This window comes from Amycolatopsis sp. cmx-11-12, assembly GCF_046269425.1.
GTDB lineage: Bacteria > Actinomycetota > Actinomycetes > Mycobacteriales > Pseudonocardiaceae > Amycolatopsis.
In genome coordinates, this window is the sequence record NZ_JADNQM010000040.1 from 1 (window position 1) to 21583 (window position 21583).

Below are 21583 nucleotides of genomic sequence, written 5' to 3' on the forward strand. Positions count from 1 at the left end.
GATGCCGCGCACCGGATCCGCTGCTCAAGCTGGCGCAGACGCCACCAATACCGCGCCCAGCAAAGCCACTACCAGCGACAAACAACCCACGAACCATGACCATCACGAACTACGACTGGAGTACTAGTACACCTTCGGGTCATATGGCAGCACAGCCGTATCGGGCACTCTTGGTGTTGAACATGTTGAACACCCGCCGCGCGCGGGTTCGTGCCCTGCGGACCGTCGCTGGCTGGGCGCAGACTTGCCACCGTTTCGATCTCTGCCTCCGCGTCCGGCACCAGTCCGGTGATCTGCAGTTTGGTCGTGAACTGTTCTGTCCAGTACCACGGCATCGCGTCGAATCTCACCGTCCGGCAGCCGCCTCATCGCCAGCCAAGCCGGAGCCTGCTGGAAGAACTACGGCCCGGGCGACCACGCACGGGCACCTGCCCATCCGAACATCTACCGAACACGCGACAGTTGATCACGCGAGCCTGCCAGTATCTTAATCGGTTCACCGCGGCTACGCGGTCAGGATCGACCGTGGTTGACGGTCAGGCACCCACACGGGTATTTGCTTGCACTCAATCGGTTCAACGGCTGGCGTGCGCCAATTTAACCGACTATACAAGTGGTTTGTCGCCAATGCACCAGGGAGGCTGAAATGCTACGAAGAATCATCCTCATAGCAGTTCTTCTGCTGGCTTCGCTCACTGTCACAACAGCGAACGCCACGGCTGCCGAGAACTGCGTCGAAAAGTCCTTGGTGGCCAATGCTGGATATAACAAAGCGAACACCAAACTGTGCCTGGAGCTCGTCGGTGGCAAGCGACGCGCCAAGCTCAGAGCGGACTGCTACTACTACTGGGGTGCTCACTGGTCGGGTGACAAGCCCTGCACTGCCAAGGTGGAGTTCCTTGTGGTGGTCACCTATGAGGACGAGTCAAAGTTCTTCCCGACCAACCTCAAGAGTGCGAAGACCACCGACAACATCTACCTTTCCGGTGTGAGCAACCTCTACACCTGTAAGAGCCCGCCGTCCGACGTTCAGAGTGTCACTGTGCATATGGGCCTCAAATGGCAGCAGTACTGGAATGAACAGAACTACGGAACGCTCTCGCTCACGTTGCGCAACGGTGGCTGTTGAGAAGATTGGGTGAATCATGCAGAGAAAATGGACACTCGTCCTGACCGTTACCGCGCTCAGCCTATCCGTCATCGTGTCGCCCGCGAACGCCGTGACGGGAGGGCCAAGCGCTAATGAGATCTTGCTGAAATGCGGCGACGGGGTGGCGTGTAGCTTCGACCTGATCACGCCGAAGGATGGCAGGCAGGAGATCGTCGCTGGCAAGCCCACCGCAGTAGGGCCGGTCATCAACTGCACCTCGTCGAACGCCCAGAGGAGGATCAGCAAGGCGGTCACCGACGGCACTTCGGGTCACGTGGAGAAAGAGGCGGGCGGCAGCATCACCGTGACGCTCGGGAAAGAGGGCCTTGCTTCGGCCGCGTTCACCGCGTCCTATGCCCAGCGGTGGGGCATCGCCTGGGAGAAGAGCAAGACATTCACCATCGAAGACACGGTCACCGTGCCGCCGAAGTACAAGATGTGGCTCGTCCGCACCCCGAGCCTGCGCAAGGCGCGCGGCACCTATGTTGTGCGATTCAAGTCGCCCTACGAGGGCAAGTTCTTCTATGTTGTGCAGGACGTCGTGATCACCGGCCCCAACCCGAACAGCGGGGGCGGAACGACAGTACTGCGGAGCGCCAAGCTCACCGCCAGCGAAGAGAAGCGTTTCTGCACATGAAACTCCTGGCACTGGCGGTCGCACTCGTCATCTTGACCCATCCGACGTCGGCGGCGGCCGATCCGCCGTCCACTATCGACGTCGGCACAGGCCCGAACGGGCTGGCCCTCTCCTCGGACGGGAAGAGGTTGTACGTCACCAATCAGGATTCGAATGATCTGTCCGAGGTGGACACCGGCAAGCGTACGGTGGTGCGCACCATCTCCCAAGGCAACCAGCCGAGCAGCGTCGCCGTGGGCGGCGAAGGCGGGCAGGCCAGGGTCTTCGTCAGTAACGCCGAGAGCAACACCATCACGGTCATGTCGAACCTCACGGCGAAGGACCCGTCCATCGCTGAACTGGACGAGAATACCGCCGGCCTGAAACCGTCATCGCTCGCGGCGTCCGCTGACGGCAAAGTCCTCTATGTGAGCAGCGGGAGCGACAACGAGGTGCGGAGGCTGACGTACACCAGCAACAATCCTGCCCCTTTGTCGGCCACCGTCGAAGTCGGTAGCGCACCAAACGGCCTCGCGCTGGTGAACGACGTGCTCTATGTGACCAACGGCGAGAGCAACGACGTCTCCGTGCTCAACGTGAAGACTTTGACGGTGCGGGCGACCGTTGAGGTTGGGGTCCGGCCGAACAGCGTCACGACGACAGCCAAGGGCGACAAGGTGTTCGTCACTAACCACGACTCCAACACCCTGTCGATAATCAGTGTGCCGAGCCCGGACAAGGCGACGGTGACCGCCACAGTCACAATCCCGCCCCAGCCCACGAGCCTGGCGCTATCCCCAGACGAGAAACGGTTGTACATCTCGCATGAGGGCAGGTCGAAGATCACTGTGATCGACGCCTCCACCAGCGAGCGTCTTGCGGACCTGACTATGAAGGACGGCACGGCGGGCGCGAGCGGAGCCAATGGCATCGCCGTGTCCCCGGACGGCGAGTACCTCTATGTAATCAACAACGGGGGCAACACCGTAGTCGTCGTGAAGACCAAGGAATAGCATTTGACGGAAGGGTTGAAGGCAGGGTTCCGGCGGTGATGCCGAGGGGTCGGTATATAGGTCATAAGATTTGTGTGTCCCAGCCGGGAATCGGTGGCCGGTGCGGAGCTAACTAGGAAGGCCGCCGATTCTGTCGCGATTACTACAAGAATCTTAACAGTCTCGCCAAGTTTACTTCTTTAGGTGGTAAGCTAGCCCGCATGAGGTCACCTTGACCGTGCGAAGAGCCACTTCTTTCACGGCTGACTCAATATCTGGGAATTCTGTGAGATCAACACCTTGTTCCTTCTCGGCGACCTGGCCGGGTCGACCTTGCCGAACGCACGCTTCCGGCAAGGTCGATTCACGACACGTCATCGGCGCTTAGCGCTTTAGGCGATAACAAGCGTCGATGCACAGTGCGGAGTTTTGCGACGGCTCCGGAGGGGAATCACTCGAGCGTTGCGATGGTGGCGAAACGGATGTTATGCAACAGGTATGAACCGTCGACACGCCGGTTAGGCAAGATCGACTCGATGGAAAGCCGGCGAGAGGGCATCCATCAGCTCCACCCGGGGTGGAAGCCGCGTCTCGTCTCGTTCGACCCCGGGTGTCGCTGACTTGATTGAGCAAGGCGCCACAGGATTCGAGCATGTCGGTTCTTCGGCATGCCGATCCGCGCGGTCGACTACACCTTACCTCCAAGTCGCTGCCGGTGACTCCTAGTGCACCTCCGGGTCCTATGGACAGCGCAGTCGTATCTGGAACTCTTGGTGTTGAACAGTTGAACGTGCGCTGCGCTTTACCTGGCCCATGAGAAGATTCAAATTCTTGCCAGCGCCCCAAGTGAAGGTTGTCGTCCACGTGAAGAGCTGAAAGGAAGCCTGGCGTTATGGCGGTTGACCGTGTCTCTTTGTCTTCCGATGACGGTGGCCCTGTTCTGACGGGATTGCCGTTGCCGTTCGGTTGCTGCGAAGACAACCTTGGGAATGCCAGTTGGCTGGCGGCCGATCTGGATGAATGGATCACCGCCTCGGGTGTCGGGTTGGCCGTGGCGTCGCAGCCTCGGGCGCGGGCCAGCGGGTACGCGCTGCTGTCCTGCCTGAACTATCCCGCTGCTTCACCGGAGCTGCTGAGGCTGATCTCGCGGTATTTCGCTTTCTACTTCGAATGCGATACCTCACGCATCGAGTTCCCCGCGCTGGCGGGCGAGCCGGCTGATGCGGCTGCCGAGATACTCTGCTGCTCCGCGACGATCCAGGACCCTCAGCGGCCGTTACCGACCTCGGCAGGCCGTCACGTGGAAGCGCTTCGCTCGATCACTGAGCAGTTGCAGCGGTTCGCGACGCCCGAGCAGGCCGAACGCGCTCGCCGCGGCGAGCAAAACTACTTCGTCGGAGCCGCCTGCGAGGCCGCGTACCTCGCCCAGGGCACAGTGCCTACGTCCGCCGAGTATCAATGTCTGCGCGAACACACTGTCACAGCCGACTGGCACCTGGCCTTGGTCGAGATCACCGGCGGATTCGAGGTACCCGGCGATACGAGGTGGCGATCTGACGTCCGGGCGGCCGTCCGGACCATGGGCGGTCTGCTGGGACTCATCAACGACCTGGCCTCCTGGCGGAAGGAGGCCCGAATGTCACCTCAGGCGTTGAACTATCCGGTCGTGATCTCACGGGAACTTGGGTGCACTCTGTTCGAGGCGGTCTGCGAGACCGCCGACAGGATGTCCGCCCACGCCCAGAGGTTCTCCGAGCAGACCGGGCGGCTGATCCGCAAAGGCGGCACTCTCGGCCGTTGGGCGGCCGGAGCGCGCCACTGCGTCGCTGGATGGCATCGCTGGCACGCCCGTAGCGAACGCTTCAGCCTCGACACGGCGGATCGGGATCGGTTGCCGTAGAGGTGCTCGGGCGCCCGGTCCGCGAGTGGGGCCACGCCTGTCTCCGGGCGGTGCGATGTGGGTGCTGTACACCGTCGGCCCTTGTGGGGGCGCGGCCGTTCTGAGCACTCTGGTAGTTCACATCGTGAAACGCCCGCAGCGTTTGACCTGGTCCCAGTCAGGAGAGCTATGCCGAGTCGTGCCCGCAATGACCGGCTTCGCGACCTGTTGACCGCCGCGGGGTGGAGTTTCGATAATCTGGCACGCGCGGTGAACAGCGCGGGCACCGAAGCCGGATTGAGGCTGCGGTACGACCGGACCGCCGTCGCGCATTGGCTCTCCGGGACCCGCCCTCGAGGTCAGGTGCCCGCACTGATCGCCGAAGTGCTGACCCGAAGACTCGGCCGACCGGTGTCATCCGCCGAGCTCGGCCTGACGTGCGCGACAGCGGGGCGGAAGACCGCCCGGCCCGCCGGCAAGATCGCCGCGTTCGCTGACCTGGTCAGGGCGGACCTGGATCTTGTGGGGCACGACAAGCTCGCTCGGTCGGTGTACCGGCTGGATGTGCTGGTGGTACCGGCCTGGCGGTCGAAGGGCTTGGACGTCCGTCACGCCGACGATCGCACCGGGCCGACGTCGGCACAGGTCGGGATGGCCCGGCATCTGACGCAGGCTTTCGCCGCCGCCAATCACCAGTACGGCAGCGGCCACGCCAGGACCGCGCTGACCGCCTACCTCGCCGACGACGTCCTTCCTCGCCTGGCTGACCCGGTGACCGAGACCGTTCACCGGGAGCTGCTCGGCTCGGCTATCGATCTGGCGTTGCTGATCGGATTCGCGTGCTTCGACAGCAACGAGCACGGGCTGGCCCAGCGCTACTACCGGTTCGCGCTCGAACTCGCGGTCTTCGACCGTGACCCCCTCCGATACGCCATCGTGCTGCGGGCGCTGAGCCAACAGGCGTGCCACCTCGGGCATGGGAGACCGGCATTGGGGCTGGCCCTCGCGGCGCTGGCCGCGGGAAACCATCACGCCCAGCCACGCACCGGCGCCTTTCTCCACGCTCAGGTATCGCTGAGTTACGCCACTCTCGGCAGGGCGGACGCGGCACTGGCCTCGCACCAGAGTGCTCGCGACAATCTCCGCAACGCCACCGGGCCACCCCCGACGTTCGGCTCGTATCACCGGGGCGAACTGGACTATCACGCCGCATCGATCCGTACCTTCGACGGCGATACCTCAGGCGCGATAGTGGCATTGCGCTCCGCGTTGCGTCACTATCCCTCCGCCGAACGCCGCTCGCGCGTGCTGACGTTGGCCGAGCTCGCCGAGCGGCAACTCGACCTCGGCCTGCTCACCCGAGCCTGCGCCACGGCACACCGCTTGCTCGACGACTACCCACGTGTGCACTCCGGTCGTGTCACCGCGGCGATGGACGGTCTGCGGAACCGCCTTCGGCAGTTTCAGCGGAATCCCGCGGCGCGCGCGTTCAACCAACGATGTTCCGCGATGTCCCAGTCCCATTCTGCCAGCAGCAGTTCGGGTACCTGACTTCACGCTCGTGCGCCCACTAGGGGCGATCCTACGAGAGGCCGCGGAACAGAATCTATCCTGGCGCGCTAGCTCTTAGCCGATGGCTGGCCGAGGATTCAACACTTTCAACAGAAGCCCCTGCCATCGCCGGAATAATAATAGCCGGCACGGACCTAATGTTGGACTGTGCTGGAGCAGACGAACTATCGAGCGGACTTCCCGGTGTTCACCGACCTGGCGCTCCCGGGCCACAGGCGGATATACCTTGACAACGCAGCGACGTCCCAGAAACCGCACGGTGTCATCGCCGCGATGAACCACTATTTCATCTCCCAATGCGCCAACGTCCACCGGGGATCCTGCTGGATGGCGCAGGAGACCACCGCGGACTACGAGGCGGCCCGGGCAAAAATCGCCACGTTCATCAACGCCTCCTCGGCGTCGGACGTCATCTTCACCCACAACGCCACCGAAGCCCTCAATCTGGTCGCCAACACACTGGCGTGGGCTGAACCGCCGCTCCGGATCGGTGCCGGCGACGAGATCGTCACCACCCGGATGGAGCACCACTCCAACCTGCTGCCCTGGCGCCTGCTCGCCCAGCGCGTCGGCGCGAAGCTGCGCCATCTCGACATCACCGACGACGGCCATCTCGACCTGACCAACCTGCCCGAAATGATCACCGAGAAGACCAAGGCCGTCGCCGTCGTCCACACCTCGAACATCCTCGGCACCGTCAACGACATCACCCCGATCGTGCGCCGCGCCCGCCACGTCGGCGCACTCGTCATCGTCGATGCCTCCCAGACTGCGCCACACCTGCCGCTCGACGTCCAGGCGCTCGGCGCCGACGTCGTGGCCTTCACCGGCCACAAAATGTACGGACCGACCGGGGTCGGTGTGCTCTGGGGCCGCCAGAGCCTGCTCGAGGCGCTCCCGCCGTTCCTCGGTGGCGGCAACATGATCGACACCGTCACGGCCACCGGCACCACCTACGCGGCCCCGCCCCATAAGTTCGAGGCCGGCACTCCTGCGATCGCCGAAGCCATCGGCCTCGGCGCCGCCGTGGACTACCTCACCACCATCGGCATGTCCACCGTGGCCCGCCACGAACAACGCCTCATCGCCCACGCCCTCACCGAACTCGACACGGTTCCCGGACTGCGGATCATCGGGCCACGCACCCCCGCAGGCCACGGAAGCGTGATCTCTTTCGTCTCCGACACGGTCGACGCAGAACACCTCGGCCGACGCCTGGACCAAGCGGGGATCGCCGTGCGGACCGGCCAGCACTGCGCAGCGCTGGTCTGCGACCGCTTCCACATCCCAGCGGCTGTCCGCGTCAGCCTCGCTCTGTACAACACCCACGACGACATCGACCACCTGATTTCAACGCTGCGGAACCTCCACGCTCACCACGCCGCTTAGGCGGTCGGGGAACACAACGGCCTCGGCTGGCAGATTCTCGTCTAGGTGAACATGAGACTACATGTGTGCAATACGAGAGAAGGCGGCCTAACGTCAACAGAAGCGGACGCACCGTGCATCGGAAGGTGACAATGGCGAGAAAACCTGTCAGCACGTGTTCCGCCGTGGCTTTCGGCGTTGCCGCCCTATCCCAAGGTGGTGTCGCGAACCCCCACGACAACACCGTAGAGATCGAAATCGACAAAGGCCGTAGAAATCTGACTGGAACACTGCTTCGTTGCTCAACCGACGACCACGTCACTTTGACTCAGCACGGTGCTTCGGCTCCGCGCCTGTCCGGTGCCCGGAGCCAGGCAGGCGAACTCCGCCCACTAAGGCCGAGCCAGGGTTCCCGCCATGACACATCCGCAGACATCTCGGCTGTCCTCGCCAGGGCAAACCGCTTTCTTGCTCAGCGGTGATCATGGTCCATGATACCTCGGGCCAGGACGGTTGACGCGTGATCGCTCCTGGATGGCAGCGTGGGCGGCGGGCATACGTGGGTGATCGTGCCGGAACGCGCGGCATCCCGTGGCAACTCGCAAAAGCTATAGTCAGCACTAGAAAAATAGATGCGGACAAGTGTGAGAGTTGGAAATGGTTGCAAGAATGAAAGGGGAACCTTGTGGGTGAGAAAATGAAGGACCCGGAAGGCTATCGGGCCGCGGCAGTCGAATCAATCGAACACAACAAACTCCAACAGGCAAATGCAGAAGCGACGTTGGCTGTGTCTGAAGCCGTCGAGCAACTTACTGACGTGGTCGACGCCAACCGCAAGGAGGCTTCCTCCGACTAGCCCCCGCGCCCGCTTTAAGGACGGCAGGGCCGAAATCGGCTACCGGATGTCTCGCCTGCGGCGCGTGGACAGTCGGTGCCGTTCTGTGACCTGGGGTGCCCGAAAGCAGGTTCGGTGAGGAAGTGTCTGGTGGCGCGTATCGCGTTTGATCTGCCGTTTCGCTCGGCAGGCCTGCCCGACTTAACCGATGCCACGGAACACCATCACCGTTGGCTCCTGGAAATGGGCCTGCTGACCAGCACGGCCGCAGTCGACCGGTTGATGTCCTGGGGGCCACATCGATGTGCGGCGCACTTCCATCCGTACGCGCGCGGCGCTGACCTTCTTCTGGCCACGGACTTCTATGGCTGGATGATGGCCATCGACGGCCAGTTCGACGGCCCGATGCGTGACCGCCCGGATCAGGTGCGTCAGATCATCCAGCGCCACGTCGCCATCCTTGACGGCCGTGCCCCGTCCCCGATGTCCTCGGCGGAAAAGGCGTTCGCCGATATATGGGAACGCATGACCGCTGGGATGAGCTCTGCCTGGCCGGCCCGTGCAGGCGCCTGCTTCGCCCGCTTCCTACAGAGCTATACGGAGGAGGCCGTCAACCGGCGAGACAAGGTGAACCTGCACCCGGAAACCTATCTCGCGTTGCGGACCCGGTCCGGCGCGATGGACATCATCAGGAAACTGGCCGAGCGGATCAACGACTGCGAACTCCCGCAACGGGTCACTGACCATGAAGTCGTCAGACAGCTTTGCTACCTCTCCACCCAGATCATCGACGTCGTGCAAGACGTCCTGTCGCTCGACAAGGAGGTCGCCGAGGGCGAGATGCACAACCTCGTACTGGTCTTGCAGCGACACCACGGCTGGGATGAAGGCCGGGCAGTCGACCACAGCCGGACGATGGTGCGGGAATGGGTTCACTCATTCCACGCGCTGCAAGGTGACCTGCCCGCCGTGTGCGCTCAACTGGACCTCTCCGACACCGAACGTGCCCGGCTGTATCGGTATGTCGAAGCACTGCGGGCCTGCATGCGCGGTAACCATGACTGGTGCAGCGAATCGCCACGTTACGCACCCGACGCGGGCGAAGGCAGCCTGTATGTCGGCTACCTGGAAGGACTGGCCCACGCCTACCATCTGCCGGAGGATAGCGTCGGGTCGCCCACGGGTGATCTCTGATGAGGAAGTCGAAAAGGTGAGTACGAGGACATTGCCGGAGAAGCCAGGACACGACGTGCAGTAGTCGACCCGGTCAATGGCGACAACCACGGATATGTCGCAGTTGGCGAGTCGCGGATCCGGCGTGCGTTCAAGCTTAAGGGGTCCTAACAGATTGAGTGGGCTTTGAGTCGGCGCCAGCAGATGATGGCGCAGCCGAGGGTGAGGAAGGCTTTGTGGATGTCGTCGCGGTCTTCCCAGCAGATGCGTAGGCGTCGGAACCAGTGCAGCAGGGCGAAGGCGCCTTCGACGACCCAGCGGTGAATGCCGAGGCCGGAGCCGTGTTCCTGGCCTCGGCGGGCGATGACCGGGATGATTCCCGCGGCGCGGACCAGTTTGCGGTATTTGTCGTGGTCGTAGGCGCGGTCGGCGTAGATCCGTCGTGGCCGCCGGCGGGGTCGCCCACGGCGGCCCCGGACCGGCGGGATCGCGTGGATCAGCGGCATCAGCTGGGTGACGCCGTGCCGGTTCCCGCCGGTCAGGGTCGCCGCGAGCGGGATGCCGGTGCCGTCGGTGATCACATGGTGCTTGGACCCGGTACGGGCTCGGTCTACCGGGCTGGGGCCGGTTTCCGGCCCCCTTTTAACGCCCGCACATGCGATCCGTCGACCGCCGCCCGTGACCAGTCCAGCTGGTTCGCCCCATTCAGCTCCGCCAGCAGCAGCTCGTGCAGTTGCTGCCACACCCCGGCCTCGGTCCAGTCCCGCAACCGGCGCCAGCACGTCATGCCCGAGCCATAGCCCAGCTCTTGCGGCAGGAACTCCCACGGAATCGCGGTATAGAGCACGAACATGATCCCGCACAACGCCTTGCGGTCGTCCAACCGCTTACGCCCAGGATGCCGAAACCGACGCTCCACCCCCGGCAACAACGGCTCGATCCGCTCCCACAGACCATCATCGACCTCCCACGGACGCCGCTGCCCCACCCGGCCCACCCCTCACCCAAGATCAACGAGACACGACATCAAACCACACCAAAGAGATCATTCTGTTAGAACCCCTAAGTTGTGGTCGCTGCAGCCGCCAGCATCGGAGACGAATGCCGACATTGAGGCGATCGCTCCGCTGGTCGACGCTCTTCCGACGGATCGCCGGCCAAGCCTCACCTCAAATGTCCTCGAGAAACTTCAGTCGCTCGTCTCCGATGCCGACGAAGCCTCCGCACGTCAACAGCTCCTAGCTCACACCGAACTGTTCGTCACCCGCGGGTTCGTTGACGACTCGGGCGTCGCCGAGGTTGTTGTTTCCACTCTCCGAGACACGCTTGCTCAATCGCTGAGCCAGTGAATCACGAGCATGCGATGTATCAATATATTGCGGTAAACGGAGCCAAGGCTCTAGCTGCTCGGGTTGGATTGATCAACGATGAGGTCCTGAACGGCATCCTGAACGAAGCAGCAACCAGCCCATGGCTGGACGACCTCGGGCATATCGAACTCCCACTTATGCTGGCCACCGGCACTGGGCGGTCGGCAACTACGATGGAAGGACTTCCGACCGCTCAGGCTGTTGCCAGCGTTGTGGACAACTACGCAGGTCAGGCTGCCCACGCGGCAACATTGTGGGCTAGCCTGATCAAGCCCAATGCCGATGATCTCGCGCTAGTCCTCGACCGGTTGCTGTTCGAGGGCGTGCTATCGGCTGATTTCGCCGACGCAGCACTTCAGACTCAGCTGGCCTGGACACTTGCTCAACGTCGTGGTTTTTTGGATCGCTACCTTGCGCAACCCGACTCCGAAGTTCCTGCCGACCTCACTCTCCGGGCGATTGGCCTCGCGGCCTGCGACGACGGCGAGGTCGCCAGTCTCCTCTGTGACCGTTTCTCCCGAGCAACGAACAACAGCCAACGCCAAGCTGTCGTGGAGCTGTGGGGAAAGGCCGACATTCGCGATATGGCGGCACGGAAGAGACTTCTCGAGACAGTCGTCTACGGACTCATCGATCTCCATACCGAGAATGGCCGGAACGTTAGCGCGGTAGACCTTGCCCTTACGGCCCTTGACAGTCTCGGCGATCCCTTGCCTCACGGCTTAAAGGGAGCACTCGGACAGCGGCTCAAGGTTGTCGTCGACGGTAACAAGACCCTCGAAGACAAAGCGCTACGAGTGCTGCCTCGCCTCGGTTACTCCACGTCGAAGGGGTTCCTCAGCAGGACAAGGCGAGTGGACTACACCAAGACGTAGCTCCAGTAGTCTGAAATCGACCTCGGTGCCCTTCACGCCCGTCTCGTCGCTAGTTGGAATCGGACTCACGAAACTGCTTACGGTATCCAGCCTTAAGCAAGGGGGTGTGGTTCTTCGGTGAGCGCTGCCAGCGCACGGGCTACGGCGTAGCCGAAGTTGCGCTCGACCCAGGTCAGGGTCGTGTGCCGCAGCCAGTGGGTGGAGATTTGTTGGGTCGCCACCCAGGGTAGGTGTTTGCCCAGCCGGGTCCAGAGGTGGTCGTAGCGGCGGGTGGTGATGGGGCGGCCGTCGGCGTAGCGAAGCAACTGTCCGTCGCGGGGAGCGCCTCGTTCATCGGCGTGGTGCTGCAGGTGCCGCATTAGCGTTGGCGAGACCGGTTGCCAACGCACAGTTTCGCCTTTATCCCGCAGCAGAACGAGACACTGCTCCAGATCGAGGTCTTGCGGCCGGAGAGCGAGGGCGCCACTGCGGCGGCACGCGGTCTCGGTGTGCAGCCGCAGGATGAGGGTGTCCAGGGCTGGGTCGGTGCCGGTGGCGGCGGCGGTGTGGTTGATCTCGGCCAGCCGGTCGCCCGCGACCGCGCGGCGCGTGGACGGCAGTCGTGGGGGTTTGGCGACCTTACGAGCTGGGTTGTCGGCGGGTGTGATGAGGCGGTCGTCTTCGGCGTGCCGGTACAGGCAGCGCAGGGCGGCTACGAGGTGTTCGCCCGCGCTGCGCCCACCGCGGGCGTTGCGGCGGGCGACAACGGTGGTCTTGATGTGCTCGACGAGTTGTTTGATCTGCGACGGCGTCGGCTCGTCCAGGCGGCGATGCCCCCAGTGCTCGTAGATCCGGTTCCAGTAGGAAGCGTAGACGCGGCGGGTGCCCTCGGAGACCGCGTCGGACACGACGGGGATGTATTCGGCGAAGGTCGGCAGCAGTGGCCTGGTGACCGGCTCAGCAAGCAGGTCTTCGGCGGTGACACCGATCCGGGCTAGCAGCAGCCGGGCCGCGTCGAGATCGCAGCCCGGTCTGCCGACGCGCCCTGGTGCTGTTCCGTGGTCATGCGGGACCACCGCCCAGCAGCGTTGCGTGGCAGTCGGTGAGCAGCAGGCCGAGCACCATGGGTGGGTGCACCAGAAGCAGCTCGCGATCGGGGTAGGCCGCCAGCAGCACACGATCGCCAGAGCCCAGTTCGCAGCTGTGCCGTACATGTGCGGGAAGGCGTAAATGTCCTGGCTGGTCATGCCGAATACGCCGGAGGGGTCGGTGCCGATCACCAGCGTTCCGTCGGTGACGCTGATGGTCAGCGGTGTCCCGGCTACCCAGCCCAGCGCGGCGAACACCGCGCGGTCGGCGACCCGCCCGCGACTGTCCACGGCCGCCATCCCGTACACGGCGGCACCGGCGCGCGGTGTGGGAACCGTGGGCAACGGCAGCGGTCGGTTCGACGCGGCCATCGGAGAACGCCCGCCCCGGGCAGGCGTGGCAGGGAAGGTGACCGGGTGAATCACAGCGCCGGTCATGCCCACCGCCGCCATACGCGACGCGCGGTCCGGCAGAATGCCGGTTCAGGGTGTTGGAGTGCGTTGAAGCACCGATACGTTCGACGTAGCAGTGATGCAACGAAAGTGTGTCCGAGGACCGAGTCGCCCACTGCGCACACGTCCTCCACCAGCGAACACTGTTGGTTGTGGCGCCATGATGCGCGTTCGAATTCCTGGCGAGGTGCATGCAGCATCCACCCGAAACCACATCCGCTGTGAACTGCGACCTTCCGCGACCGCCGGGATCGCCCGGCGTCGTCGCGGTCAGGGTGGTTGATGCTCGATGACGACTTCCGTGCGGCGCAGGTTCGAGCCACTGGCAGGGCTACCAAAGGATGGGAACGGGGCTGACCAGGGGCTTTACGTTGGCACGTTGGTGGTCGAGGCGAGCTTCGAGCTTCCGGGCTCTGGTGGGAGCCCGTCATGAGCGCCAACACGCAGTCGGTAGCTCGGTTTGTCACGGTCATGATGGGGCTGGTAGTCGGGCTCACGTTCCTGTTCGGGTTCGGGAACGTCCTGAATCTCGCGTTGAAGCTGCAAGTGCCGGTGTTGGTGGCGCCGCTGGTGGCACCGGCCGTTGACTTGACGGTGCTGGGCCTGCTTGTCGGAACTCGGCACCTGGCGCTTACCGGAGCCAGTGACGACGTGCTACGGCCAGCGCGCCACTTGCTGCTTGCGGCGAGCGTCGTTACGTTGCTTTTGAACGTCGCAGACCCGGTGTTCGCCGGCCACTGGGGCAAGGCCGGGTTTGACTCGGTTGGGCCGTTGCTGTTGATCGGTTGGGCTGAGGCGGGCCCTGGCCTGCTCCGTGCGCTGAACGCTGCAAGTGCTGATCCCGGACCAAGGCAGCCGTCCAGCTTTGCGTCCTCGGAGCCGAAGTGCGACCGTGAGGAGCGGGATGTGTACGAGTCCACGACCGTTCGGCGTAGCCAGCAGGTAGCAGTGGAATCCCGTCGGACGGTTGCTCTCGATGAGGAACTTGTGGAGCGTGCTCGCCGAGCGGACGCTGACCACTGGCGGCGTTATCGGCGGCCGATCTCCGCTGAGACGCTCCGGAAGCAGCTTCGGGTTGGCGCGACAACGTCACGGTCTCTGGTAACAGAGGTTCGGCTGGAGAGCGCTCCGTCAAGCCAGACGAGCACTGAGCTCGAGGACGCATAACGGCGGTAGCTGACCGCTGAACGATGTCGGACACGTCAGCCAGTTTCTACGCGCGTACAGGCTGGGCCTGCCCAATCGGTGATCCGACGGCGGGGAAGGCAGAGAGGGACCACAGTATGTGGGTTTTCTCGCCTGTCCAGGACGTCCGACACGTGTTACATGATGTGCTGGAACCCGACACCTCCGTGTAGCTGGTCCTTCCGATGGCGCTGTTCACGGAGGAAACCTCGGTTTAGCCCCGAATCGGCGCGGCGCAATCGTGGACGTTGTTCGCCACCCATCAGAAAGTTCCGCGTGCTGCGCCGGGACTCGTTTGCTGCCGTCGATCGCTTCGGAACCTGGAGCGTCGCGTGACACGCCTGTAGGTTCCGAAGCAGCACCTGGCGTGTTATCTCACTGATTGGGATCTACGTTTCGTCCTGGGCCTGCCCAACGATGAACTTCCTGGTCGTGCAGGGGCAGCGCTGGTCGTCAGCGACCAGCGAGGATCGCAACAACATCGACGGTGTTCTGGTGCCCCTCATCGACGGGGCAGCGCTGGTCGTTCGCGGCCAGCGAGGATCGCAACCGGTGACGCAAGGCCGGGAAGACCGTCTACGCCAAGGCAGCGCTGGCCGTCCGCCGCCAGCGAGGATCGCAACTTCTGCGCGGCCGTGCTGCTGCCGGTCCCGCTCGCGGGCAGCGCTGGCCGTCTGCGGCCAGCGAGGATCGCAACGCTGGCTGGTTGCACGCCGAGGTCCGCCACGACGTGCAGCGCTGGCCGTCCGCGACCAGCGAGGATCGCAATAACGCATACACGGGCGACGAGGTTGGCCAGGACGGCAGCGCTGGCCGTCTTCGGCCAGCGAGGACCGCAACGGCAAGAGGTTCGTCGGCGCCACCGGCGAAATTGACGCAGCGCTGGCGAGGATCGCAACAACTTCGCCGAGGTGACCGGGATCGAGCTGAACGGCAGCGCTGGTCGTCCGCGACTAGCGAGGATCGCAACCCTCATGGGGCTGCCTACGCTGGTGATGCCACATGCGGCGCTGGCCGTCCGTGGCCAGCGAGGATCGCAACGCGCGGTCACCGGCGGCTTTCACCTCGGTGGCCTGGCGCTGCTGGCCGTCCGCAGCTAGCGAGGATCGCAACGGGTTGGACGAGCAGGCAGATCAACTCGGAGTCGGGCAGCGCTGGCCGCCCGGTGGCCAGCGAGGGTCGCAACAGCGCACCGCGCAGGGACACGATGACGGGATCGGCGCAGCGCTGGCTGTCCGCGGCCAGCGAGGATTGCAACAGCACGACGGCACGAACTCGTAGTCGTCCAACACAGCAGCGCTGGCCGTCCGCGGCCGGCGAGGATCGCAACAACGCGGTGGTCGCGAAAGGTGAAGCACCGGGGAACAGCGCTGGCCGTCTGCGGCCGGCGAGGATCGCAACGCCGCGACGTACCGCGCGACCGCCGCGCCGAGCTCTGGCAGCGCTGACCGTCGCGGCCAGCGAGGATCGCAACTGGTTGAAGGTGTGCTGGATATGCGGCCAGCCGAGGAGCAGCGCTGGCCGTTCCGCCGGTGAGGATCGCAACACTGGGACAGCGGGCGTATATGGTGACCCATTCGTGCAGGCACTGGCCGCCTGTGGCCAGCGAGGATCACAACTTCGTGCTTTTGGGGCCGTGCAGGTGGGTCACCAGCAGCGCTGGTTGTTCGTGGCCAGCGAGGATCGCAACGTCGGAACTGGCGGCGCTGAGGTGCTCACCGAACAGCGCTGGCCGTCCGCAGCCAGCGAGGATCGCAACACTCCTTGGCAGCGCGCGACCCCGATCCGCTCGGAGATGCAGCCCTGGCCGTCCACGGCCAGCGAGGATCGCAACGAATGCCTCGGGGCGGACATCGATGGATGCGGTCCGCAGCACTGGTTGTCCACGACCAGCAAGGATCGCAACGGCAGGGTCAGGGGGTTTAGTGCCGGGGCAGCGCTCGCCTTTGGGGCGAGCGAGGATCGCAACGGTTCCATTCATCCATTCTGCTGAATTCGTACCTGGGGAAGAGTTCGAGTGCGTATCGGATGAGGATCTCAGCAACGCTGAGAAGATCACGTGCAAAGTCCGGGCACAGAGGTGATCTTCCGCCACTTGCGCGGTGTTGCCCTGATCGTGTGAACGGTAGTGGACTTATCGGCTCTGCAGGGCGCTGGCGACGATTTTTGTCGGTGGCCCGGAGTATGCCTACCGCCGTGTTGTCGAAGCAGATTGACGAGGGTTGTTTGTGGTCGCACAGCGGCAACGCTGCCGGCCAGTGGCACGGCTTGGTCGATCACCTGACCAGTGTCGCGGCTCGTGCGGCTAAGTTCGGCGATGCGTTCGGTGCTGCGGCGTTGGGGTGGTGGCTGGGTCTGCTGCATGACCTGGGCAAAGGGGCTGAGGCCTGGCAGCAGGGGCTGATCGCGCGGGGGCTTGACGGTGGTCGGGTCGGCATCGATCACAAAGCGGCGGGAACCCGGTTCGCTGTTGAGCGGGTGGGTTTGTGGCGACTCGCGATGGCCATACACGGTCATCACGGCGGCCTCGAGAACCCGGCTCAATTGCATGCCTTCTTGACCAGCTCGGAACGTGATCGCCTTGCCGAGGGCCAGGCGGTTCGTCGATTGTCGAAACATATCGCCGAACTTCGGCAGCCGACTCCGCCGCCGTGGCCGAATTGGGCCCGCGACGACCCGGAAGCCGGCGAGATGTTGCTGCGGATGCTTTTCTCTGCGCTCGTTGACGCTGATCACCTCGACACGGCGGCACATTTCAGCGGTGTTGAACGTGGGCCAACGAAGGCGCCTGTGGGGATGGCTGAGCTGCTGGATCGGTTCGAGCGCGAGCGGGCACGTCTCTTGGCTGAACGGGAGCCTGCGTCGATCGACGAACTGCGCGCCCGAGTCTATGCGGACAGCGTTCGAGCGGCCGCGTGCTCGCCTGGCTTCTTCCGGCTGGAAGCGCCGACAGGAGCGGGCAAGACGCTCGCTGCCGGTGGATTCGCGCTGCACCACGCCAAGCGTCATGGCATGCGGCGCGTGGTCTTCGCGGTCCCGTTCCTGTCCGTTACTGATCAGAACGCGAAGGTGTATCGCGACCTGCTCGACCCGGACGGGACCGGCGAGGTGGTCTTGGAGCACCACACCGCGGTGAATCTCGACGATCGCCGCAGGGGAGAACGATGGCAGCGGCTCGCAGCCGAGAACTGGGACGCCGAGTTCATTGTCACCACTACCGTGCAGCTGTTCGAGTCCATCCACGCGAGGACTCCGACGCGGATGCGCAAGGTGCACCGGTTGGCCGGTGCGGTGATCGTTCTGGATGAGGTCCAAGCGATCCCGGTGCACGTGCTCGACCCGGTCCTGCTCGCGCTCCGGCAGCTCGTGGAGCACTTCGGTGCCACGGTCCTCCTCGCCTCCGCGACGCAACCGGAGTTCTGGCATCTGCCTGTGCTCAAGGGCGTCGCACCGACGTCCATCGTGGCCGATCCGAGCAGCCTGTTCGCCGCGCTGCGCCGTGTCCGGTTCCGGTGGTGGAAGTGGCCGAAGCCATCCCTGGCCGACGTGGCGGTCGAGGCCGCTAAACATTGCCGGGCGCTGGTGGTCGTGAACACCACTGACCATGCGCGGGCGGTGCTGCGGGTGTGGAAGGAAGCTCGCACGGGATCGGCGGTGATCCGGCATCTGTCCACGCGGATGTGTTCCCGGCACCGCCTCGACGCCATCGAGGAGATCCGCCGGCTGCTCGCTGGTGACGGCGACGTGCTCGTGGTCTCGACCCAGCTGGTGGAAGCAGGTGTCGATCTGGATTTCCCGGTTGTTTTCCGTGCGTACGCGCCGGCCGAGTCGGTGCTGCAGGCCGCGGGCCGCTGCAACCGTGAGGGCCATCTGGGGCGCGAGGGCGGCTTGGTCGTGGTGTTCGATCCGCACGAACCCGGCCGTCCACCGTCCTACGAGGTGCCGCTGCACGAGACCCGACGCCGCTTTGGACCGGCGCCCGGCCAAGCCGAACCGGATGATCTGGCCGCGCTGGCCGCCTACTTCACCGGTCTGTACGCGACGCTGGGACCGGAGGCACGCGGCCAAGCCGTGATCGACGCACGACGTCAATGGGATTGCCCGCGCGTCAGCGAGCTGTTCCGGATGATCAGCGACGAGTCTGTGCCGGTCCTGGTCGACTACACACCGATTGCCGATTCAGACGCACGTGCCAAGGCCGATCGTGTGGTAGCAGAGCTTCGGCGAGGTCGGCCGGTGCGGCCTGATCAGCTGAGGCACCTTCAGCCCTTCCTTGCCTCGCTGCCCCGCGGATTTGCCGAGCGGCAGCGAGATGCGCGCCTCGTCCGGCTGGCTGGCGACTTGCACATCTGGACAGGCCACTACGACCCGCACTTCGGCATCGACCTCACCTCGGAGGACCAATGAGACAGCCACGCAAACCCGTCACCACTGACACCCCGATCGTTCTCGACGTTGCCGGGGACTACGCCTGTTTCACTCGGCCCGAAGCCAAGGCTGAGCGGATCAGTTACCCCTTGATCACACCCAGCGCCGCGCGCGGTGTGCTCGAGGCGGTGTTCTGGAAGCCGGAGTTCGATTACCGGATCAGAAAGGTTGAGCTGTTGCGGCCGATCCAGTGGTTCCGGATCCGTCGCAACGAAGTCTCGTCGGCGCCGGCCCTGTCGACCATCCGGCGGCAGGGGGCGAACTTCCGGTACGACGCTGTGGCCGATCGTGACCAGCGATTCACCCTGGCGTTGCGCGATGTCGCTTACCGCATCCACGCGGACGTGGCACTGCGCCCGCACGCGACCGACAGCCTGGGCAAATACGTCGCCCAAGCTCGACGGCGTATCGAGCGCGGTGCTTGCTTCAGCCAGCCCTACCTCGGCTGCCGCGAGTTCTCGGCAACCGACTTCGGCGCCGCTGACCCCGCGGTCGGACCCGTCCCGCACGATGAATACCTGGGGATCATGCTGCTGGACGTCGACCACACGATCCGCCCGCCGCGTTCGACGTGGTTCACCGCCTGGCTGCGTCAGGGTGCCCTCGACGTTCCGCCGGAAGGCATCCACGACCCCGCGCTCGACGAGCAGGTGACCACCAGTCCGAGTATCGGAGCCGAGGCGGGCCGGACATGTTCCTGACTCGGCTGCGCGAGTTCGCGGAATCCAGCGACGCGATGCCTCCGCCGTTTCACGCTCGGCGCAGTATCCGATGGATGCTCGACCTTCATCTCGATGGCCGCCCCGACGGTGAACTGGTCGACCTCGCCGTCCCGGACGAGCCGGCTCGCCGCAACGGCAAGCGCGAGCTCGTTCCGAACCTGCAGCGCTCGAGCCCGGCGCCGCAACCGATGCTCGCGTGTGACGATCTCAAGAATGCTCTCGGATGGCCAAGCCCAGGGAAGGGTGGTCGGCCCTCGGACGCCAAGGACCTCGAACGGGCCCGACTGTGCCATGCGGCATTCACAACGCTAGTGGCCGAGTGGGCCGACGCCAGCCCACGCGATCGCGGAGCAGGTGCATTGCTGGCGTTCCTGCAAAGCGACGCCCAGCAGCACCTGACCCGGCCAGACAAGTACTCCTCAAGCGACCTGGTCGCGTTCCGCGTCCACGGCCGGTTCGTCCACCTCTCGCCGGCAGCAAAGCGGCGATGGACTCACATCGCCACACGCCGCAAAGCCAGCGAAGGTCAGGGGATGTGCTTGGTCTGCGGCACGACTGGGCAGCTGATCGACACCTTCCCGCGACAGGTGACAGCCGGCCTGATCCCGGCGATGGGGTTCGATCCCGACAGCCGCAGCAAGAACCGGCCCCAGCCCAACTCAGTGGCGCTGGCGAGCGTAAACAAGGAGTCCATGGGTTTCGACCTAAAGACCCAGCTCGCGCATTCACCCATCTGTGTGTCCTGTGCAGAAGCGAGCGTGGCCGCACTCGACCATCTACTGCGCAGCCGTGACCACAGCCGGCGCATCGGTGACACCGCGCTGACCTGGTGGCTGCTGCACGCCGAACCCGGCACGGCCGCGCCGATTCAGCTCGTCTTCGAACCCGACGAGGCTGCGATCGACGCGCTGCTCGCAGAGACTCCCACGACCTCGGCACCTGAACCTGTATGGCTTGTCAAAAAGGCCGGAACGATCATCGACGCACCGAAATCCGGACGCGAGCCCGGGCGGGTGGACACCAGCCTGTTCTGCGCAGCGGCGATGTCGGCGAACAAAACCCGGCTGGTCCTGCGCGACTGGATCGATGTGCCATTGCCCGCGGCCAAGCAAGCGGTGGCACGGTGGTTCGTCGACCACAGTGTGCTGGACCCGTGGACCGGCACCACGCGGAGATTTTCCCTATACCGCCTCACACTGGCCTTCGGGCGCTGGGATCGACAACGGGGTACGTATCTGCCCCTGGGGGATCCTGGCGCACATCGCCCGCTGTGGGCACAGCGAGACCTGCTCGCAGCAGCCCTTCACGAGAACCCGCCCCCGGTGACCCTTGCCCACCACCTCGTACAACGGCTCCGGGCCGATCGGCACCTCGACGGTCCCCGCCAAGCGCTGCTCAAGCTCCTCATCAGGAGGACATTCAAACTGGACAAGGAGACCCGATTGACACTCGACGAGACCGACGACACGCCTGCGTACCTGGCCGGAAGGCTCTTCGCCGTCCTCGAATCTCTCCAGTACACCGCCACCAGACTCGACAGCAAGGACAAGAAGCTCAACACGACCCTGGCTGACCGGTATCTCGCCGCCGCATCAACCAGCCCGGCACGGGTGGTCCCAGAACTGCTCCGCGGTTCCCAGGCCCACTTGAAGAAGCTGCGCAGCCGCAACCGCGACGGGCTCGCAGTCCACTACGCCAAGCAGCGTGACGACCTCAGCGCCCGGCTCAAGCCGGTACCGCTGGCGCTCGGGCTCGCAGACCAGTGCTCCTGGTTCAACGGATACGCAGACCAACGCAACCATTTCTTCGCACTCGCGGCAGCGCGCGGCCAGCGGGCAGGCGACAACGTACCGGCGATCCCCGACACCGATGCTGAACAGTCGACCGACAACTAAACC

At 64.5% G+C, this 21583-nt stretch carries 18 protein-coding genes; 16 read left to right on the plus strand and 2 right to left on the minus strand.

Annotation, left to right across the window (positions count from 1 at the left end; all coding sequences use genetic code 11):
• Positions 1-646: 646 nt before the first annotated feature.
• From ACLARN_RS36555 to ACLARN_RS36590, 8 genes are all read left to right on the plus strand, one after another.
• Positions 647-1129, plus strand: a complete 483-nt coding sequence (locus tag ACLARN_RS36555) for a hypothetical protein (RefSeq protein ID WP_409496051.1) — start codon at positions 647-649, stop codon at positions 1127-1129.
• 16 nt (positions 1130-1145) lie between these two features.
• Entirely contained in the window at positions 1146-1787 is a 642-nt protein-coding gene (locus ACLARN_RS36560; RefSeq protein ID WP_409496052.1) for a hypothetical protein, read from the plus strand.
• Positions 1784-2779 carry a YncE family protein gene (locus ACLARN_RS36565; protein ID WP_409496053.1) on the plus strand — a complete coding sequence of 332 codons (996 nt, stop codon included), beginning with the start codon at positions 1784-1786 and terminating at the stop codon, positions 2777-2779. Before ACLARN_RS36560 ends, ACLARN_RS36565 begins: the two co-directional genes overlap by 4 nt.
• 871 nt (positions 2780-3650) lie before the next feature.
• Positions 3651-4658, plus strand: a complete 1008-nt coding sequence (locus ACLARN_RS36570) for a terpene synthase family protein (protein ID WP_409496054.1) — start codon at positions 3651-3653, stop codon at positions 4656-4658.
• A gap of 168 nt (positions 4659-4826) precedes the next feature.
• Positions 4827-6188: a hypothetical protein gene (locus tag ACLARN_RS36575; protein ID WP_409496055.1), complete on the plus strand. Its 1362-nt coding sequence runs from the start codon at positions 4827-4829 to the stop codon at positions 6186-6188.
• Between the two features lie 168 nt (positions 6189-6356).
• A complete protein-coding gene (locus ACLARN_RS36580; protein WP_409496056.1) occupies positions 6357-7598 on the plus strand; it encodes an aminotransferase class V-fold PLP-dependent enzyme in 1242 nt (413 codons plus the stop codon).
• 676 nt (positions 7599-8274) lie between these two features.
• Positions 8275-8433, plus strand: a complete 159-nt coding sequence (locus ACLARN_RS36585; RefSeq protein ID WP_409496057.1) for a hypothetical protein — start codon at positions 8275-8277, stop codon at positions 8431-8433.
• Positions 8434-8562: 129 nt separating this feature from the next.
• Positions 8563-9606, plus strand: coding sequence for a terpene synthase family protein (locus tag ACLARN_RS36590; protein WP_409496058.1), 1044 nt, complete (start codon positions 8563-8565; stop codon positions 9604-9606).
• 146 nt (positions 9607-9752) lie between these two features.
• Here the strand turns inward: ACLARN_RS36590 and ACLARN_RS36595 are convergent.
• A protein-coding gene (locus tag ACLARN_RS36595) for an IS5 family transposase (RefSeq protein WP_409496059.1) occupies positions 9753-10573 on the minus strand; the annotation gives its coding sequence in 2 pieces (ribosomal slippage) (positions 9753-10231 and positions 10231-10573; 822 coding nt in all).
• 79 nt (positions 10574-10652) lie between these two features.
• On the opposite strand from ACLARN_RS36595, the gene ACLARN_RS36600 reads away from it, so the two are divergent.
• Both ACLARN_RS36600 and ACLARN_RS36605 read left to right on the plus strand, forming a co-directional pair.
• Complete coding sequence (locus ACLARN_RS36600) at positions 10653-10934, plus strand: hypothetical protein (RefSeq protein ID WP_409496060.1); 282 nt, start codon at positions 10653-10655, stop codon at positions 10932-10934.
• Entirely contained in the window at positions 10931-11830 is a 900-nt protein-coding gene (locus ACLARN_RS36605; RefSeq protein ID WP_409496061.1) for a hypothetical protein, read from the plus strand. The genes ACLARN_RS36600 and ACLARN_RS36605 overlap by 4 nt, the downstream gene beginning before the upstream one ends.
• A gap of 92 nt (positions 11831-11922) precedes the next feature.
• Here ACLARN_RS36605 and ACLARN_RS36610 read toward each other — a convergent pair whose 3' ends face one another.
• Positions 11923-13269: a tyrosine-type recombinase/integrase gene (locus ACLARN_RS36610; RefSeq protein ID WP_409496062.1), complete on the minus strand. Its 1347-nt coding sequence runs from the start codon at positions 13267-13269 to the stop codon at positions 11923-11925.
• 510 nt (positions 13270-13779) lie between these two features.
• Between ACLARN_RS36610 and ACLARN_RS36615 the strand changes: the two genes are divergently transcribed.
• The 6 genes from ACLARN_RS36615 (at position 13780) to cas8c (ending at position 21580) form a co-directional block, all read left to right on the plus strand.
• Positions 13780-14517: a hypothetical protein gene (locus ACLARN_RS36615; RefSeq protein ID WP_409496063.1), complete on the plus strand. Its 738-nt coding sequence runs from the start codon at positions 13780-13782 to the stop codon at positions 14515-14517.
• Positions 14518-15509: 992 nt separating this feature from the next.
• Positions 15510-15635 (plus strand): hypothetical protein, encoded by a 126-nt coding sequence (locus ACLARN_RS36620; protein ID WP_409496064.1) that lies wholly within the window; start codon positions 15510-15512, stop codon positions 15633-15635.
• A gap of 479 nt (positions 15636-16114) precedes the next feature.
• Positions 16115-16528 (plus strand): hypothetical protein, encoded by a 414-nt coding sequence (locus ACLARN_RS36625; RefSeq protein WP_409496065.1) that lies wholly within the window; start codon positions 16115-16117, stop codon positions 16526-16528.
• Between the two features lie 203 nt (positions 16529-16731).
• Positions 16732-18942: a CRISPR-associated helicase Cas3' gene (cas3, locus tag ACLARN_RS36630; protein WP_409496066.1), complete on the plus strand. Its 2211-nt coding sequence runs from the start codon at positions 16732-16734 to the stop codon at positions 18940-18942.
• Positions 18939-19664: a type I-C CRISPR-associated protein Cas5c gene (gene cas5c, locus ACLARN_RS36635; RefSeq protein ID WP_409496067.1), complete on the plus strand. Its 726-nt coding sequence runs from the start codon at positions 18939-18941 to the stop codon at positions 19662-19664. Before cas3 ends, cas5c begins: the two co-directional genes overlap by 4 nt.
• Positions 19655-21580, plus strand: coding sequence for a type I-C CRISPR-associated protein Cas8c/Csd1 (gene cas8c / locus ACLARN_RS36640; protein ID WP_409496068.1), 1926 nt, complete (start codon positions 19655-19657; stop codon positions 21578-21580). The genes cas5c and cas8c overlap by 10 nt, the downstream gene beginning before the upstream one ends.
• Positions 21581-21583 lie beyond the last annotated feature (3 nt).

Bases quoted from the DNA above. Each gene is read 5' to 3' on its own strand.
- ACLARN_RS36555 (WP_409496051.1), top strand. From the start codon at position 647: ATGCTACGAAGAATCATCCTCATAGCAGTTCTTCTGCTGGCTTCGCTC.
- ACLARN_RS36560 (WP_409496052.1), top strand. From the start codon at position 1,146: ATGCAGAGAAAATGGACACTCGTCCTGACCGTTACCGCGCTCAGCCTA.
- ACLARN_RS36565 (WP_409496053.1), top strand. From the start codon at position 1,784: ATGAAACTCCTGGCACTGGCGGTCGCACTCGTCATCTTGACCCATCCG.
- ACLARN_RS36570 (WP_409496054.1), top strand. From the start codon at position 3,651: ATGGCGGTTGACCGTGTCTCTTTGTCTTCCGATGACGGTGGCCCTGTT.
- ACLARN_RS36575 (WP_409496055.1), top strand. From the start codon at position 4,827: ATGCCGAGTCGTGCCCGCAATGACCGGCTTCGCGACCTGTTGACCGCC.
- ACLARN_RS36585 (WP_409496057.1), top strand. From the start codon at position 8,275: ATGAAGGACCCGGAAGGCTATCGGGCCGCGGCAGTCGAATCAATCGAA.
- ACLARN_RS36610 (WP_409496062.1), bottom strand. From the start codon at position 13,269: ATGGCCGCGTCGAACCGACCGCTGCCGTTGCCCACGGTTCCCACACCG.
- ACLARN_RS36615 (WP_409496063.1), top strand. From the start codon at position 13,780: ATGAGCGCCAACACGCAGTCGGTAGCTCGGTTTGTCACGGTCATGATG.
- ACLARN_RS36620 (WP_409496064.1), top strand. From the start codon at position 15,510: ATGGGGCTGCCTACGCTGGTGATGCCACATGCGGCGCTGGCCGTCCGT.
- cas5c (WP_409496067.1), top strand. From the start codon at position 18,939: ATGAGACAGCCACGCAAACCCGTCACCACTGACACCCCGATCGTTCTC.
- cas8c (WP_409496068.1), top strand. From the start codon at position 19,655: ATGTTCCTGACTCGGCTGCGCGAGTTCGCGGAATCCAGCGACGCGATG.